Annotated in this window: 14 protein-coding genes; 8 read left to right on the forward strand and 6 right to left on the reverse strand. The window is 65.8% G+C overall.

All coding sequences use genetic code 11. From position 1 onward, the window contains the following. The first annotated feature begins 14 nt into the window (after nt 1-14). The 4 genes from H8F01_RS11885 (at nt 15) to H8F01_RS11900 (ending at nt 7,660) form a co-directional block, all read left to right on the forward strand. Complete coding sequence (locus H8F01_RS11885) at nt 15-1,664, forward strand: Na/Pi cotransporter family protein (RefSeq protein ID WP_187055333.1); 1,650 nt, start codon at nt 15-17, stop codon at nt 1,662-1,664. Between the two features lie 284 nt (nt 1,665-1,948). Next, on the forward strand, nt 1,949-3,061 hold the full coding sequence (locus H8F01_RS11890) for an efflux RND transporter periplasmic adaptor subunit (RefSeq protein ID WP_187055334.1): 1,113 nt from the start codon (nt 1,949-1,951) through the stop codon (nt 3,059-3,061). After that, the gene (locus H8F01_RS11895) at nt 3,054-6,155 is read left to right on the forward strand and encodes an efflux RND transporter permease subunit (protein ID WP_187055335.1); all 3,102 of its coding nucleotides are present in this window, start codon (nt 3,054-3,056) and stop codon (nt 6,153-6,155) included. The genes H8F01_RS11890 and H8F01_RS11895 overlap by 8 nt, the downstream gene beginning before the upstream one ends. Nucleotides 6,156-6,157: 2 nt before the next feature. After that, on the forward strand, nt 6,158-7,660 hold the full coding sequence (locus tag H8F01_RS11900) for an efflux transporter outer membrane subunit (RefSeq protein WP_187055336.1): 1,503 nt from the start codon (nt 6,158-6,160) through the stop codon (nt 7,658-7,660). A gap of 32 nt (nt 7,661-7,692) precedes the next feature. Here the strand turns inward: H8F01_RS11900 and H8F01_RS11905 are convergent, their stop codons facing one another. From H8F01_RS11905 to dnaG, 3 genes are all read right to left on the reverse strand, one after another. Then, nucleotides 7,693-8,289 (reverse strand): pentapeptide repeat-containing protein, encoded by a 597-nt coding sequence (locus tag H8F01_RS11905; RefSeq protein WP_187055337.1) that lies wholly within the window; start codon nt 8,287-8,289, stop codon nt 7,693-7,695. 12 nt (nt 8,290-8,301) lie between these two features. Further along, nucleotides 8,302-8,928: a DedA family protein gene (locus H8F01_RS11910; protein WP_187055338.1), complete on the reverse strand. Its 627-nt coding sequence runs from the start codon at nt 8,926-8,928 to the stop codon at nt 8,302-8,304. Nucleotides 8,929-9,149: 221 nt separating this feature from the next. Next, nucleotides 9,150-10,886 carry a DNA primase gene (gene dnaG, locus H8F01_RS11915; RefSeq protein WP_187055339.1) on the reverse strand — a complete coding sequence of 579 codons (1,737 nt, stop codon included), beginning with the start codon at nt 10,884-10,886 and terminating at the stop codon, nt 9,150-9,152. A 162-nt stretch (nt 10,887-11,048) separates the two neighbouring features. Between dnaG and H8F01_RS11920 the strand changes: the two genes are divergently transcribed. Beyond that, nucleotides 11,049-11,687, forward strand: a complete 639-nt coding sequence (locus H8F01_RS11920) for a GNAT family N-acetyltransferase (protein ID WP_187055340.1) — start codon at nt 11,049-11,051, stop codon at nt 11,685-11,687. 5 nt (nt 11,688-11,692) lie between these two features. On the opposite strand, the gene H8F01_RS11925 is transcribed toward H8F01_RS11920, so the two are convergent. The 3 genes from H8F01_RS11925 to rpsU form a co-directional block, all read right to left on the reverse strand. After that, nucleotides 11,693-11,863, reverse strand: a complete 171-nt coding sequence (locus H8F01_RS11925) for a DUF1328 domain-containing protein (RefSeq protein ID WP_187055341.1) — start codon at nt 11,861-11,863, stop codon at nt 11,693-11,695. Between the two features lie 297 nt (nt 11,864-12,160). Further along, nucleotides 12,161-12,607, reverse strand: a complete 447-nt coding sequence (locus H8F01_RS11930; RefSeq protein WP_187055342.1) for a GatB/YqeY domain-containing protein — start codon at nt 12,605-12,607, stop codon at nt 12,161-12,163. A 183-nt stretch (nt 12,608-12,790) separates the two neighbouring features. After that, entirely contained in the window at nt 12,791-13,006 is a 216-nt protein-coding gene (gene rpsU, locus H8F01_RS11935) for a 30S ribosomal protein S21 (RefSeq protein ID WP_014404075.1), read from the reverse strand. Nucleotides 13,007-13,129: 123 nt separating this feature from the next. Between rpsU and tsaD the strand changes: the two genes are divergently transcribed. The 3 genes from tsaD to folK all read left to right on the forward strand — a co-directional run bounded on the left by tsaD (nt 13,130) and on the right by folK (nt 15,121). Further along, nucleotides 13,130-14,155, forward strand: a complete 1,026-nt coding sequence (gene tsaD / locus H8F01_RS11940; RefSeq protein WP_187059267.1) for a tRNA (adenosine(37)-N6)-threonylcarbamoyltransferase complex transferase subunit TsaD — start codon at nt 13,130-13,132, stop codon at nt 14,153-14,155. Nucleotides 14,156-14,266: 111 nt separating this feature from the next. Continuing rightward, the gene (folB, locus tag H8F01_RS11945; RefSeq protein WP_187055343.1) at nt 14,267-14,626 is read left to right on the forward strand and encodes a dihydroneopterin aldolase; all 360 of its coding nucleotides are present in this window, start codon (nt 14,267-14,269) and stop codon (nt 14,624-14,626) included. Between the two features lie 12 nt (nt 14,627-14,638). Then, entirely contained in the window at nt 14,639-15,121 is a 483-nt protein-coding gene (folK, locus tag H8F01_RS11950; RefSeq protein WP_187055344.1) for a 2-amino-4-hydroxy-6-hydroxymethyldihydropteridine diphosphokinase, read from the forward strand. Nucleotides 15,122-15,275: the final 154 nt, after the last annotated feature.

Below are 15,275 nucleotides of genomic sequence, written 5' to 3' on the forward strand. Positions count from 1 at the left end.
AAGGAGGTCGCGCCATGAAAGGCACCTTCGTACTGCTCGATATCGCCGGTTACGTCGCCCTGCTGTTGTGGGGTACGCACATGGTCACCAGCGGCGTGCTGCGTGGCTATGGCAGCGTGCTGCGCCGCTGGATGGGGCGTTACCTCGCCCATCGCCCGGCCGCGCTCGCCTTCGGCGTGTGCGTGACCGCGCTGCTCCAGAGCAGCACCGCCACCGGCCTGATGGCTACTTCGTTCGCTGCCAGCGGGTTCCTTGGCCTGGCGCCAGGGTTGTCGATGATGCTGGGCGCCAACGTGGGTACCACGCTGATCGTTCAGGTGATGTCCTTCGACATCGCCATCGTGGCGCCGGTGCTGATCCTGATCGGCTTCACCATCCATCGCCGCACCGATGACGTGAGCTACGAGAACCTGGGCCGCGTTTCCATCGGCCTGGGCCTGATGCTGCTGGCCCTGCATCTGCTGGTGGGCGCGATGGCACCGGTGGAGAACGCCACGGTGCTGCACGCGATCCTGCACAGTTTGGCCAGCGAACCGGTGCTGGCGATGCTGGTGGCGGCCCTGCTGACCTGGGCCTGCCATTCCAGCGTGGCCGTGGTGCTGCTGATCGTGTCGCTGGCCACCGCAGGCGTGGTGGATGCGCCGGGTGCGCTGGCGCTGGTGCTGGGTGCGAACCTGGGCAGCACGATTCCCGCACTGATGGAAGCGCACACGCCGGTGGCCCGCCGCCTGCCGATGGGCAACCTGATGGTGCGCGCGTTTGGCTGCATCGTATGCCTGCCGCTGTTGCCGATGATCGCGCACTGGCTGGCGCCGCTCGGCGCCTCGCCGGCACGCATCGTGGTGAATTTCCACACGGCATTCAACCTTGCGCTGGCGCTGGTCTTCATCGTGCCGGTGGAAAGCCTGGCGCGGCTGCTCGTGCGCCTGTTGCCGGAGCCGCCCAAGCCCAATGATCCGGGCGTGCCGCAGTACCTGGACGAGGCGGCGCTGGATTCGGCCAACGTCGCGCTGGCCAATGCCGCGCGTGAGTCCATGCGCATGGCTGACATGGTGGAGGGCATGCTCAAGGGCCTGGTCGAAGTGTTCGGCAAGGACGATCGCGCACGCGCGTCCGCAATCAGCCGCATGGATCCCTCGCTCGACAAGCTGGGCATGGGCATCCGCGAATACCTGGCGGATCTCGGCGGCCAGCCACTGAACGAGGAAGACGGCGAACGCAGCCAGGAGATCCTCGCCTTCGTCATCAACCTCGAGCACATCGGCGACATCACCGCCAACAACCTGATGGACTTCGCGGCCAAGAAGGCGGCGAACGGGCAGGACTTCTCCGCCGACGACATCCAGGATCTGGCCGCCATGCACACGCTGGTGATGGAAAGCCTGCGCCTGGGCCTCACCGTGTTCCTGCGCGGCGACCTGCGCGCGGCGCAGCAGCTGGTGGCGCGCAAGGAAGCGCTGTGGCGCCTGGAAAACGAGGCGTCCGAACGGCACATCAAGTCGCTGCGCGAGCGCCGCGACGGCGGCGGCGGTGGAGACGTCTATCTGCGCATCCTGCGCGACCTCAAGCGCATTCATTCCCACCTGGCGGCACTGGCATACCTGCCGCTGGAACGCGCCGGCATGCTGCAGGACCGCCTCGTGCGCGAGCACGCGACGACCTGACGTAAGCCTCATTCGATATCGTACTCAACCTGTAACGGAGCAACGGCACATTGGACCCGGACCCATCGACTGACATCGAAAGTTTTTGCTGACGACGTCGACCCCGTTACTGCGTCCTCTCCCGTAGGAGTGGCTCCGCGCGCGGCGGCCGGCATCGGCTAAGCCGCGAGCGGGTCATTCGCCCGGGCTCATACGAGCCTCGCGACATCCCCTTCGCTATCGCTGCCCCAGGGTTCACCACCGTGGCGGGCAGTTGCATGCCAAGCATTTGCAGGGGAACACTCATGACGCACCACCTGAGCAAACTTTTCATCGCCCTCTCCGTCGCCCTGTCGCTGGCCGCCTGTTCGGGTCACGCCGACGATCAGGCGCCGTCCCCCGCCGTGGTGGATGACCATGGTGTGCTGCGCGTGCCGGACGCTTCGCCGTTGCGCAAGGCGCTGGTCATCGCGCCGGTGGAGATGCGCGTCGCGCCGCATGAGCGCGTGTTTCCCGCCACTGTGGAATCCGACCCCGTGCATACCGCGAACGTGGTTGCTCCGCTGGCGGGCCGTATCACCGAACTCAAGGTAGGCCTGGGCGACCATGTCGAGCGCAACCAGCTGCTCGCGGTGATCGAGTCGGGCGACATGGCGCAGGCCAATGCCGATGTCGCCAAGGCCAGCGATGCGATGGTGTTGGCGAAGAAGGGGCTGGAGCGCGCGCGTGACGTGCAGCAGGCCGGCGGCAATGCGCTGAAAGATCTGGAAGCCGCGCAGAGCACCTACAACCAGGCACAGGCCGAGATGGATCGGGCACAGACGCGCCTGCAGTCGCTCAATGCCGGCGCATCGGCCGGTTCGGCGCGCAGCATCCGCATCGCTTCGCCGGTGAGCGGGTACGTCACGGCGCTGGCTGCGGCCCCGGGCACCTACATCAACGACACCACCACGCCGCTGATGACCATCGCCGATCTCCAGTCGGTGTGGATCACGGCCAATGTGCCCGAGGCGGACGTGGGTGGCATCGCGAAGGGGCAGGACGTTGCGGCCACATTGTCCGCTTATCCCGATCAGGTCTTCCACGGACAGGTGAGTTTCGTCAGCCAGGTGCTGCAGGCCGATACGCGTCGCGACATGGTGCGCGCCGTGTTCGCCAATGCGGATGGACGGCTGAAGCCCAACATGTTCGCTCGCGCAAGCATTGCCGTGCCGCAGCCGGCGCAGGTGTTCGTGCCCGACTCCGCGCTGCTGATGAACAACGACAACACCACCGTATTCGTTGAAGTGTCGCCGTGGTCGTTCGAGCGCCGCACGGTGGAGCTGAGCTACGACGAAACGGCAGGCGCGCGCGTGCTCAAGGGCCTGAAGGCCGGTGACCGCGTGGTCGTGAAGGGCGGGATCCTGCTCAATGATTAACGCGATCTTCCACTTCTGCTTCCAGAAGCGCATCGTTTTCATCGTGGTGTCGATCCTGGTGCTGTGCTTTGGCTACTACTCGTGGACGCGGCTGGCCATCGAGGCGTATCCGGAACTCAGCGACGTCACCGCGCAGGTCACCACGCAGGTGCCGGGCCTTGCCGCAGAGGAGATCGAACAGCAGATCACCATCCCGCTGGAACGCGGGCTCGCGGGCACGCCCGGTCTGGTGAGCATGCGTTCGAGCAGCACGTTTGGCCTGTCGCTGATCACGCTGGTGTTCAAGGACGGCGCCGAGGATTACTGGTCACGCCAGCGCGTGCAGGAGCGCATCAGCCAGGTGACGCTGCCGGCGGGCATTACGCCGGGCCTGGATCCCGTCTCCGGTCCGGCTGGCGAGATCTATCGCTATACGCTCGAATCCACCAGCAAGAACCTGATGGAGCTGTCGGAAATCCAGAGCTGGGTGGTGGTGCCCACGCTGGAAAAGATCTCCGGTGTGGCCAACGTGGACATCTTTGGCGGCTTCACCAAGGAGTTCCAGCTCGAGCTCGATCCGGCGCAGCTGCTGCACTACGGGGTCAGCGTGAACCAGGTGACCAGTTCGATTTCCGCCAACACGGCCAATGCCGGCGGCGGGCGCATCACGCGCGGTGACCAGTCCTACATCGTGCGCGGCATCGGCATGGTGCACACGCTGAAGGATCTGGGTGACATCGTGGTCACCGAGAACAATGGCGTGCCGGTGCTGGTGCGCGATCTCGGCAAGCTGCAGTACGGGCACCAGGTGCGCCAGGGCATCCTGGGCAAGAACAACAACCCGGACACCATTGAAGGCATCGTCGATCTTCTGAAGTACGAGAATCCATCGCGCGTGCTGGAGAGCATCCATGCCACCGTGGATCAGCTCAACAAGCAGCTGGCCTCGCAGGATGTGCGCATCGTGCCGTACATCGATCGCGACGATCTGGTGAATGCGACCAAGGAGAAGGTCTTCCACACCGTGATGGAAGGCGTGGGCCTGGTGTGCATCGTGCTGATCCTGTTCCTTGGCAGCCCGCGTTCGGCCATGGTGGCGGCGGTGGCGATTCCCATGTCGCTGGTTACCGTGTTCATCCTGATGCAGTTCACGCACATGCCGGCGAACCTGTTCTCGCTGGGTGCGATCGACTTCGGCGTGATCGTGGACGGCACCATCGTGGTGACGGAAGCCATCCTGCGTCGTCGCGAGGAGAAACCCGATGCCGTGCTGACCGAGGATGACGTGATGACGGTAACCAAGCACGTCGGTCGCTCGATCTTCTTCGCCACGCTGATCATCATTACCGCCTATCTGCCGCTGTTCGCCTTTGAACATGCCGAAGGCAAGCTGTTCCGCCCGATGGCGTTCACCGTGGGCTACGCCCTGCTGGCGGCGCTGCTGTGCACGGTGACGCTTACCCCGGGCCTGGCCTACTTCGCGCTGCGCAAGCCGCGCAAGCTGTTCCACAACAAGCCGCTGGAGCGGCTGCAGAAGGCCTACACGGCCGGGCTGGCGAAGCTGCTGGGCAAGTTGCCCGTGGCTTATACCGTGGCGGGCGTGGCCCTGCTCGGCGTGCTGGTGCTCGGTGCGTCCATCGGACGGGAGTTCCTGCCGGAGCTCGACGAGGGGTCGCTGTGGCTGCAGGTGCAGATGCCTTCGGGCCTGTCGCTGGACAAGGCCAGCGAGATGACGGCCGATCTTCGCCGTGTGATCCGCGAGTTCCCCGAGGTGTCGTACGTGGTGACCCAGCTGGGCCGCAACGACACCGGCACGGACCCGTGGACGCCCTCGCATGTCGAGGCCGGCGTGGGGCTGAAGCCGTACGACTCCTGGCCCCACCACGAAAGCAAGGCTGAGTTCCTGCGGCGCTTCAACGCGCGCATGCAGCAGATTCCCGGCGTCTCGGTGGGCATCAGCCAGCCCATTGTGGATGGCGAGAACGACATGATCGGCGGTGCGCACAGCCCGCTGGTGCTGCGCATCTATGGCGATGACTTCAACGAACTTCGCCGGGTGGGCAACGAGATCGTCGATGTGCTGCACGGTGTGCGTGGCACGGCGGAAGCTTCGATTTTCCAGGGGCCGCCGATCCCGCAGCTTGCCATCACGGCAGATCGTGATGCGGCAGCGCGCTACGGCATCAACATCGGCGACATCAGCAGCCTGGTGCAGACGGCCATCGGCGGTACGCCGGTGACCCAGGTGTACGTGGGTGACCGCATGTACAACGTGACCACGCGCGTTTCCAACGCAACGGCCAACAACATCGAGGCCATCGGCCAGCTGCCGTTGACGTCGACCAGTGGCGCGCAGGTGCCATTGAAGCAGGTGGCGGATATCCGCTTCAAGACGGGCGAAAGCACCATCGCGCACGAGCAGGGCAAGCGCCAGATCACCATACGCGTAGACAACCGCGATCGCGCGCTGTCCGAATACCTGGCCGATGCCCAACAGCAGATCGACGCGAAGGTGCATTTCGACAAGGACAGCTACCACCTGCAGTGGGCGGGCACGTTCGAAAACCAGCAGCGGGCACAGGCCCGCCTGGCCGTGGTGATGGCGCTGGTGCTGGGCATCATGCTGGTGTTCCTGTACTTCGAGTTCGGCAAGATCCACCAGGCGGTGATGGTGCTGGCGGTTGTGCCGCTGGCCGCGGTAGGCGGACTGATCTCGCTGCACGTGCGCGGCGAAACCCTGAACATCGCCACGGCCGTGGGCTTCATCGCGTTGTTCGGCGTGGCGGTGCAGAACGGCATCATCATGGTCGCGAACATCAACCGTGTGCGAAAGCAGGGTCACGGCTTGCTGGACGGCGTGCTCGAAGGCGCCACCGAGCGCTTTCGTCCCGTGCTGATGACTGCCACGGTGGCCAGCGTGGGCATGCTGCCGGCGGCCCTGGCCACTGGCATCGGCACCGACGTGCAGCGCGGCCTCGCCACGGTGGTGGTCGGTGGCCTGCCCATTGCCACTTTGCTGACGCTTTTCGTCCTGCCGGCGTTCTACTTCGCGATCGAGCGCTATATCGAGCGTCATCGCCGCAAGCGCCGGCCACATCCGTCGAGGGAGCTGTGATCATGACCCAGACCCTGTTTCGCCATCCGCTTCGCACGATGCTCGCCATGGGCATCACCCTGGCCCTCGGCGCCTGCGCGGTGGGGCCCGACTACAAGCGCCCGCAGGCACCCGACGCGAAGGAATACGCGCCGACGCCGATAGCGCGCGACACCGCTTCGGCCACGGGGCCGGGCGGCGAATCGCAGCATCTGCTGCAGTCCATGGACATACCCGGCCAGTGGTGGACGATGTTCCACTCCGCGCCGCTCAATGCGTTGATCGAAGATGCGTTGAAGCACAACGCCGATGTGGAAGCCGCGCATGCCTCGCTGAAGGCAGCGTGGGAGGCCGCGTATGCGCAGCGTGGCGCGTACTTCCCGCAGGTGAACGGCAACGTCAATACCACGCGCACCGACACCGCCAACGACGTGGCCAGCAACGCATCGTCCAATGCCAGTCTGTACAACCTCACCACGGCACAGGTCAGCGTGTCGTACGTGCTGGATCTGTGGGGCGGCAATCGCCGTCAGGTGGAGTCATTGGTCGCGCAGGCGAACCAGCAGCGCTTCCAGCTGGAGGCGACCTATCTCACCTTGACCAGCAATGTGGTGAACGCGGCCATCCAGGAAGCCTCGCTGCGCGGGCAGATCCAGGCCACGCAGCAGATCATCGACGCACAGACGCAAATCCTCGCCACCCTGCAGCGACAGCACGCCCTGGGTGACGTATCAGACGCCGACGTGGCCGCACAGGTCACGACGCTGGAGCAGGCGAAGGCCACGCTGCCACCGTTGGACAAGCAGCTGGCCCAGCAGCGTGATCTGCTGGCGACACTGACCGGGCGCACGCCGGAACAGCGCATCGACACGCAGTTCACGCTGGACAGCCTGCAGTTGCCCACGGATCTTCCGGTCAGCTTGCCGGCCCAACTGGTGGAACAGCGGCCTGATGTGCGCATGTCGGAGGAGCAGCTGCATTCGGCCAGTGCGCAGGTGGGCGTCGCCATCGCCAATCGGCTGCCCAACGTGCAGATCGATGCCTCGTTCGGGCGCACGTCGGAAAAGGCCAGCCAGCTCTTCAGTGCCGGCAACGGCTTCTGGAACCTGGGCGCGTCGGTGACCCAGCCGTTGATCGACGGCGGCACGCTCAAGCACAAGCAACGCGGCGCGGAGGCGCAGCTGCAACAGGCGGCAGCGCAGTACCGCAGCACGGTGCTGCAGGCGGTGCAGAATGTGGCCGACACGCTGCATGCCATCGACGCGGATGCACGCGCGCTGGAAGCCAGTGAGCGCGCCGAACGCGCTGCCTCCCGCAGCCTGGATGTGGCGAAGCGGCAGCTGGCGCTGGGTGACCTGAGTGAAAGCGCCATGCTCAACAGCGAGCTGGCCTGGCAGCAGACCGCACTGGCCCTGGTGCAGGCGCGTGCCGCGCGTTATGCGGACACCGTGGCCCTGTTCCAGGCGCTGGGTGGCGGTTGGTGGCATCGGCAGGATGCGCAGGACGTCGCCGCGTCGTCGCACTGAAACAGGATGGCGCTGCTGCCGTGGCGGCGGCGTCAGTCCTGCAGTTCGATGTCCAGGCTGTCCAGCAGCGCCACGGCTTCCGGTAGCGAAAAGCGCGCGCGCTTGATGTCGTTGGTGAAGATGTCGATGCGGTAGTTCTGTGCATCGATGAAGTTGGCGCCGGCCAGTCGCGTGCGGGCGAACACGCTTTCGAACAGGTCCGTGCTGCTGAAGTCAGCCTGCTCGCAGTTGGCATCGGTGAAGTCGACGTCCCGCGCGCGGCATTCCACCAGTTCGCATTCGCGCAGGTCCAGGCCGAAGAACGACGAGTCGTTGAGCACGCAGCGATGGAAGGCAAGCGCCTTGGCCAGGCGCACGCGTGGCCAGTGGGCCTGCGTCCAGTTGATGCCGACCATCTTGCAGTCGGTGAAGTGCACCGCATCGAACAGGCTGCCGGTCAAGCGGGTCAGGCTGAGGTTGCAATCGGTGAAATCGCAGTCGCTGAAACGACAGCGCGCCAGCGTGGCTTCGCTGAAGTTGCAGCGGCGGAAGCTGCACTCGTGGAAGCGGATGCCATCGAGCGTGGCGCCAGTGAAGTCGGCGTCCTCGAAGGTTTCGTCGTCGTATTCCCTGGCCGTCAGCGTGGTCATGCGGGCAGGTGGTCAGCGCGAGCCGGAGTCGCAGGCAACGCGTCGCTTGTGCCGCCACCACAACGCCAGTGCCACGATGAGCGCCACGCCGATGACCAGCCACAGGCCGTTCTGGCCGCGGTGGATCCACATGGCCAGCCACTCGTGGTTGTCCGCACCGAAATAGCCCAGGTACACCCAGATCGGCACGCTGATCAGCGCGGCCGTGCCGTCCAGCAGCAGGAAGCGCAGGAACGACACGCGATGGGTCGAGCCGGCCGTGATGAACACGGCGGTGCGCATGCCGGGCAGGAAGCGCGCGATGAACATCAGGCGGTTGCCGTAGCGCTCGAACTTCTCCTGCACCTTCGCATAGCGTTCGGGGGTGAGCACTCGCGCGACGAAGCGCAATTTGAGAATGCGCGCGCCGAAGTGGTGGCCCAGCAGGAACATGCCCGCATCGCCCACCAGCACGCCCGCCATGCCGACGCCGAACATGGTGTGCACGTTGGCATAGCCAAGGCCCGCGATGACGCCGCCGGCGACCAGGGTGATGTCTTCGGGCAAAGGCACGCCGGCGCCGCACAGCAACAACGCGAGGAACACCGCGAGGTAGCCGTTCTCGGCGAACACCATGACCAGTCGTTCAAGCAGTTCCATCTACATCCATGCCCTGGTGGACAACCTACAGACCTCACTAGAGGTTTCGATGATCCCATATGAAGATGGCACTACGCTTGTCGCAGCGCAGGGTGCTCCATGCACCGTCCACCCATGGGCAACCCGAAGGCCGCCCCATGGGAAAGCGGTGTTGGGGTAGGGCCGCAATCTTGCGGGGGCGTTTGTTAGAACCTTGTTCTTTTGCCCGCGGATGGCGCGGGTCAGGCGCCGGTGGGTACCTTCAGGCCGGCCACCTGCAGCTGCAGTTCACGCAGCTCTGACTTCTCCGCAGCATCGAGCGGCCGCTCGCGGCTCTGCGCCGTCAGCCAGTCGCGCCGCTGGATCGAGGCCTGGTGCTCCATGCGCTTGAGCGCATCGTAGAACTCCGCGCGCTGCGCTTCCGGCTCGCCCACCACCATGGCTGCCATCAGCTTTTGCAGCGCCGGGTATTCGGCACGCTCGGCAAAGTGCTCCACCAGCATGGCGGAGTTGATGCCCGGTCGCGATCGCGCCATGTCGATCAGCTCGGCCAGCAGTTCCACACCGGGCTTGTCCAGGCGCAGGAAGCCGTAGGGGCGTTCCACCTGGTCGGCGGCGCCCGGTTGTGCCAGCAACAGGGCGATGGCGCTGCGCACCAGCGAACGCTGCACCACGGTCGGGCGTCGCAGCGCGGTGCGCGGGGCCGGGGCGGTGTCGAGTGTGGTGCGTGCGCCCGTGCGCTTTTCCAGCTCCTGCGCCATCAGGTCGCGGAACGCGCCGTCCGGCAGGCGTGCAATGAGCGGACGCGCGCGTTCGGCCAGTCGGGCACGGCCGTCCAGGCTGCCGGTGTCCACGTCGTGGGCCAGTTCGCCGAAGAAATATTCGGAGAGCGGCGTGGCTGCCTTCAGGCGCTTCTCGAAACCTTCCTTGCCTTCCTTGCGGATCAGCGTGTCCGGATCCTCGCCATCGGGCAGGAACAGGAAGTAGGCCTGGCGTCCGTCGCGCAGTCGCGGCAGCGCGGATTCCAGCGCCTTCCACGCGGCGGCGCGGCCGGCGCGGTCGCCATCGAAACAGAACACCACGTCTGGCGCGGCGCGGAACAATACTTCGGTGTGCTCCGGCGTAGTCGCCGTACCCAGCGTGGCGACCGCGATGGGCAGCCCCGCCTGGTGCATGGCGATCACGTCCATGTAGCCCTCCACCACCACGATGCGCGCGAGGCTGGGGTTGGCCTGTTTCACCTGCCACAGCGCGAACAGCTCGCGGCCCTTGTGGAACAGCGGCGTCTCGGGTGAGTTGAGGTACTTGGGCCCCTGCTCCGACTGCAACACACGGCCGCCGAAAGCGATCACGCGGCCACGGCGATCCAGGATGGGGAACATCAGGCGTTCGCGGAAACGGTCGTAGCGGTTGCCACGCTCGTTGCTGGCCACCATGCCCGCTTCGTTGAGCAGCGCCATGCGGCGATCGTTGCCGCCCAGCGCCTTGATCACGCCATCGAAGCCGGCCGGTGCCCAGCCGATGCGGAAACGCTGGATGGTCTGCGCATCCAGCCCGCGCTTCTTGCAGTACGCCTGCGCGTCGGCGCTGCGCGGCAGTTCCTTTTCGTACCAGCTGGCGGCCGAATCGAGCAGCGAATAGAGGTCGGTCTTGTCTTCGCGCGGCCGGTCGTCGCCGCCTTCGCGCGGCACTTTGAGGCCGACGGACTGCGCCAGTTCCTCCACCGCATCGGGGAACTCCAGCCGCTCGTAATCCATCAGGAACTTCACCGCGCTGCCGTGCGCGCCACAGCCGAAGCAGTGGAAGAACTGCTTGGCGGGGCTCACGTAGAACGAGGGCGAGCGTTCGTTGTGGAACGGGCAGCAGGCCGTCCATTCACGGCCGGCCTTCTTCAACGGCACGCGCCGCTCGATCACGTCGACGATGTCGACGCGGGCAAGCAGTTCGTCGATGAAGCTGTCTGGGATACGTCCGCGCATAAGGCAGTTAGTTTATCGGGAGCGGCTGATGGAAGGGGGCTTTATGGCCGCCGTGACCCCCCTCAGGGCCTGGTGCCCCACTGCACCTGTCATCGCGCTGGCCTATGCTGTCGCCGGGGAGCCGATCACGGCTTTGGGGGTGACATGGGGAACGTCGTGGGAATGGCCCGGTCGGGCCTGAAGGTGCGCTTTCGTCCCGCTGCGGCGGACGACGCTGACGTGGCGGTGCCGCTGATCTACAGCTCCGGTCCGTCCGCATTTGATTTCGTATTCACCACCCGAGATGGCGGCGATGCGCTGGCCTTCCTGCACCATTGCTTCGTCGATGGCGCGGGCGAATTCGGCTGGCGCAATCACTGGGTGGGCGTGGTGGATGGCCGGGTGGTTGCCGTGGGCGCGGGCTATGGCGCCGATACCAAATGGACCTTCACCCTGGCCGCGGCCCGGCAGATCGTCGGCCACTACGGCCTGCGCCGCGCGCTGGGCGTGATTGCGCGCGGCCTGCGGGTGGAATCGGTGATCCGCCCGCCCGAGGGCGACATGCATTACCTCGCCCACCTGGCCGTGCTGCCGGAGTTGCGCGGGCGTGGCATCGGCCGCGTGCTGATCGACCAGCTGGTAGGCATGGCACGCGATGCCGGCCGCCGCCGCGTCACGCTTGATGTGGCGGCCAGCAATCCGCGGGCGGAGGCCCTGTATCGCCGCGCCGGCTTCAAGGTCACCGGCGAGCGCAAGTCGCAACTCGCCAATGGCCTTGGCCGCGTGCCGGATCACCGGCGCATGGAGCGCGTGCTCGACTGAGCGTGCTATGCCATGTGGATCAGGCCGACCAGTGCGAGCAGGGACAGCAGGAACAGCACGATGAATACCGCGAACAGTACCTTGGCAATCGCGCCGGTGACGCCTGACAACGTGCCGAAACCCAGCCATCCGGTAACGAGGGAAACGATGGCGAGGATGATGGCCCACTTGAGCATGGCTTACTCCCGTTGACGAAGGGTGCCCGGGTACTGAAGGCGGGTTCGTTGTAGGTGCGATGGTGTGAAGGTCGCGCAGCGCGTTTGTTCACGCCGGGCCGGGCCGTTCATGTGGCTGTGCTCTGCCGTAGCCATCTGTTCCACGCTGGAAGCAGGCGTTGTCGTGCACGCGTGAGGCGTTGCGGCGCGGAGATTGCGCGGGAGGGGCGGCGGCGGGTCATGCCGCCATCGCCGGTCGGATGGAGCGGCGGGAGGGCCGCGCCTGCGCCATGGGGCGCAGGCGGGCATGGCAGGCGATCAGCCCGCCAGGCGTGCCTTGATGCGGCCGGACACCACGCCCATGTCGGCGCGGCCAGCGGCCTTTTCCTTCACGGCGGCGACCACCTTGCCCATGTCGCGGGCCGAGCTGGCGCCCGTTTCGGCCATGGCGGCGGTGATCAGCGCGTCGATTTCCTCGTCGCTGAGCTTGGCCGGCAGGTAGGTCTCGATCACCTTCATCTCGGCCAGTTCCACGTCGGCCAGATCCTGGCGGTTGGCCGCCTGGTACTGGCTGATGGAGTCCTTGCGCTGCTTGACCATCTTTTCCAGCACGGCCAGCGTCTGGACGTCGTCCAGCTCGATGCGCTCGTCCACTTCGCGCTGCTTGACCGCGGCCAGGATCAGTCGGATCACGCCCAGGCGGTCCTTCTCGCCGCCACGCATGGCGGTCTTCATGTCGTCGGTAAGCTGCTGTTTCAGGGTCATGGGCTCATTTCCTTGGAAGCACGCAAATCTGGAAGCACACAAAGCCGGCGTTGCGCAGGGCAACGCCGGCTAGTGTAGGTCTACTGACGCAGTAGGCAGCGGATGGACGCGCCAGCTGCCAGGCTACCTGTCACGGCACCCGAAGATGCCGGAACCGCGATCGTCCCGAGTGGGACGACGGGCTCAGTACAGGCGCGTACGACGCGAGGTGTCGCGCGAGAGGCGGCGCAGGTGACGCTTCACGGCAGCTGCACGCTTGCGCTTGCGCTCCTGGGTCGGCTTTTCGTAGAACTCGCGCTTGCGGGTCTCGGCCAGGACGCCGGCCTTTTCGCAGGTGCGCTTGAAGCGACGGAGGGCAAGCTCGAACGGCTCGTTCTCGCGGACTTTTACGCTGGGCATGGAAACTCCAAGTGGTAGACTGGCTCGCCTGAACGGGCCGTTTGAATACGGTGAGCCGCGAAGTATAACGTGGAAACGACAGCAATTTCAAAGCCCCAGTACAACCCCGTCGTGAACAAGCCGGTGTTGGGCATCGAGACGTCCTGCGACGAGACCGGCGTGGCCCTGCTGCGCTGGGAACCGGACGCGCCTGGCAACGGGCTTCTTTCACATACCCTCTACAGCCAGATCAAGCTGCACGCCGAATACGGCGGGGTGGTGCCGGAGTTGGCCAGCCGCGATCACGTGCGCAAACTGCTGCCGCTGGTGCGCGAGGCGCTGGCCCAGGCGGGCCTGACCCCGGCTGACCTCGGCGGCGTAGCGTACACCGCCGGCCCCGGCCTCGTCGGTGCCTTGCTGGTGGGCGCGTCGGCGGCCCGGGCCATGGCCTGGGCGCTGGGCGTGCCGGCCATCGGCGTGCACCACATGGAAGGCCACCTGCTGGCCCCGTTGCTGGAGGAAAACCCGCCGGAGCCGCCCTTCGTGGCGCTGCTGGTGTCCGGTGGCCACTCCATGCTGGTGGAGGTGAAGGGCATCGGCCAGTACAAGATCCTTGGCGACACCCTGGACGACGCCGCCGGCGAGGCTTTCGACAAGACGGCCAAGCTGATGGGCCTGCCGTATCCGGGCGGTCCTGCGCTGGCCAGGCTGGCGGAGCAGGGCACGCCGGGGGCGTTCCGCTTCTCGCGCCCCATGACTGATCGCCCGGGGCTGGATTTCAGCTTCTCTGGCCTGAAGACCCAGGTGCTGCTCGCCTGGCAGCAGTCGGACCAGAGCGAGCAGACCCGTGCCGACGTCGCCCGTGCGTTCGAAGAGGCGATTGTCGACACCATGATCATCAAGTGTCGCCGCGCCCTGCAGGCCAGCGGCGCGAAGCGGCTGGTGATCGCCGGTGGCGTGGGCGCCAACAAGCGCCTGCGTGCCGAACTGGCTGCGGCAGGCGAGAAGGACGGCTTCAAGGCCTATTTCCCGCGCCTCGCCTTCTGCACCGATAACGGCGCGATGATCGCCCTGGCGGGCGCCATCCGCCTCGCACATGGCCAGCATCAGGACGAATCGGTGCAGGTGTTTCCGCGCTGGGATCTGGAAACCCTGCCGCCGGCGATGTGACGTCGCTTTCCCCTGTAGGAGCGCACTTGTGCGCGACCGCAGAATCGCCAGCTGCTGTTCCCACGGTCGCGCACAAGTGCGCTCCTACAAAGAGATCGGTAACCTATCCGCATGGATATCGTTTTCATCGAAGACCTGCGCATCGATGCCGTCATCGGCATCTACGACTGGGAGCGCCGCGTGCGCCAGACCTTGTCGTTCGACATCGAGATGGCGTTCGACAACACCATCCCCGCTGCCAGCGACGACATCGCGCTGACGCTCAACTACAAGGACGTGTCCAAGCGCCTGATCGACTACGTCGGCGCCTCCAGCTTCGGGCTGGTGGAAACGCTGGCGGAGCGTTGCGCGGCCATCATCCGCGAAGAATTCGGCGTGTCGTGGGTGCGCCTGAAGCTCTCCAAGCCCGGTGCGGTGCGCGGCGCCAAATCCGTAGGCGTGCGCATCGAGCGCGGCACCCGCCCGCAGTGACGCATTGATTCGATGGCACGCGTCTACCTGAGTCTGGGTTCCAACGTTGAGCCCTTGCGTTATCTCAACGCCGCGCTGGACGAACTGCGCGCGCGCTTCGGCGATCTCACTGTGTCGCCGGCCTACCGCAGCAAGTCCGTGGGTTTTGACGGCACGGATTTCGTGAACCTGGCCGTGGGGCTGGATACCGAACTCTCCCCCGAAGCACTCAATGACTGGCTGCATGCGCTGGAAGACCGCCATGGGCGACGTCGCGACGTGCCGCGTTATTCCGACCGCACGCTGGACGTGGACATCGTGCTGTATGACGACCTCGTGCGGCAGGGCGAAGGCCATCTGGATATTCCGCGCAAGGAGTTGAAGCACGCCTTTGTGCTCAAACCCATCATGGATATCGCGCCGGAGCTGGTGCATCCGGTGAATGGGCAGACCATGCGGGCGCTGTGGGCGGCGTTCCCTGCGGAAAGCGAGCCGTTGGAGTTGCAGGCGCTCTGAGGGGCCTTCCCGCGCAACCGCCTATCCCGTTCCCTCACCGTCTTTCCCGCTTTCGCGGGAAGGATGGTGAAGTGACTTGAAGGCGTGCTCACGATGGCATGCTCCACCGCACTGTCGCCACGCCGGCACAGATGTTAGAAACACACCACCACAG

Origin of the sequence: Dyella telluris, from assembly GCF_014297575.1 — a bacterium.
Classification (GTDB): domain Bacteria; phylum Pseudomonadota; class Gammaproteobacteria; order Xanthomonadales; family Rhodanobacteraceae; genus Dyella; species Dyella telluris.

Excerpts from the sequence above, each read along its gene's own strand:
- H8F01_RS11890 (WP_187055334.1), top strand. The coding sequence starts at position 1,949 with ATGACGCACCACCTGAGCAAACTTTTCATCGCCCTCTCCGTCGCCCTG.
- H8F01_RS11910 (WP_187055338.1), bottom strand. The coding sequence starts at position 8,928 with ATGGAACTGCTTGAACGACTGGTCATGGTGTTCGCCGAGAACGGCTAC.
- H8F01_RS11925 (WP_187055341.1), bottom strand. The coding sequence starts at position 11,863 with ATGCTCAAGTGGGCCATCATCCTCGCCATCGTTTCCCTCGTTACCGGA.
- dnaG (WP_187055339.1), bottom strand. The coding sequence starts at position 10,886 with ATGCGCGGACGTATCCCAGACAGCTTCATCGACGAACTGCTTGCCCGC.
- H8F01_RS11895 (WP_187055335.1), top strand. The coding sequence starts at position 3,054 with ATGATTAACGCGATCTTCCACTTCTGCTTCCAGAAGCGCATCGTTTTC.
- rpsU (WP_014404075.1), bottom strand. The coding sequence starts at position 13,006 with ATGCCCAGCGTAAAAGTCCGCGAGAACGAGCCGTTCGAGCTTGCCCTC.
- H8F01_RS11900 (WP_187055336.1), top strand. The coding sequence starts at position 6,158 with ATGACCCAGACCCTGTTTCGCCATCCGCTTCGCACGATGCTCGCCATG.
- folB (WP_187055343.1), top strand. The coding sequence starts at position 14,267 with ATGGATATCGTTTTCATCGAAGACCTGCGCATCGATGCCGTCATCGGC.
- H8F01_RS11885 (WP_187055333.1), top strand. The coding sequence starts at position 15 with ATGAAAGGCACCTTCGTACTGCTCGATATCGCCGGTTACGTCGCCCTG.
- H8F01_RS11905 (WP_187055337.1), bottom strand. The coding sequence starts at position 8,289 with ATGACCACGCTGACGGCCAGGGAATACGACGACGAAACCTTCGAGGAC.
- folK (WP_187055344.1), top strand. The coding sequence starts at position 14,639 with ATGGCACGCGTCTACCTGAGTCTGGGTTCCAACGTTGAGCCCTTGCGT.
- H8F01_RS11930 (WP_187055342.1), bottom strand. The coding sequence starts at position 12,607 with ATGACCCTGAAACAGCAGCTTACCGACGACATGAAGACCGCCATGCGT.
- H8F01_RS11920 (WP_187055340.1), top strand. The coding sequence starts at position 11,049 with ATGGCCCGGTCGGGCCTGAAGGTGCGCTTTCGTCCCGCTGCGGCGGAC.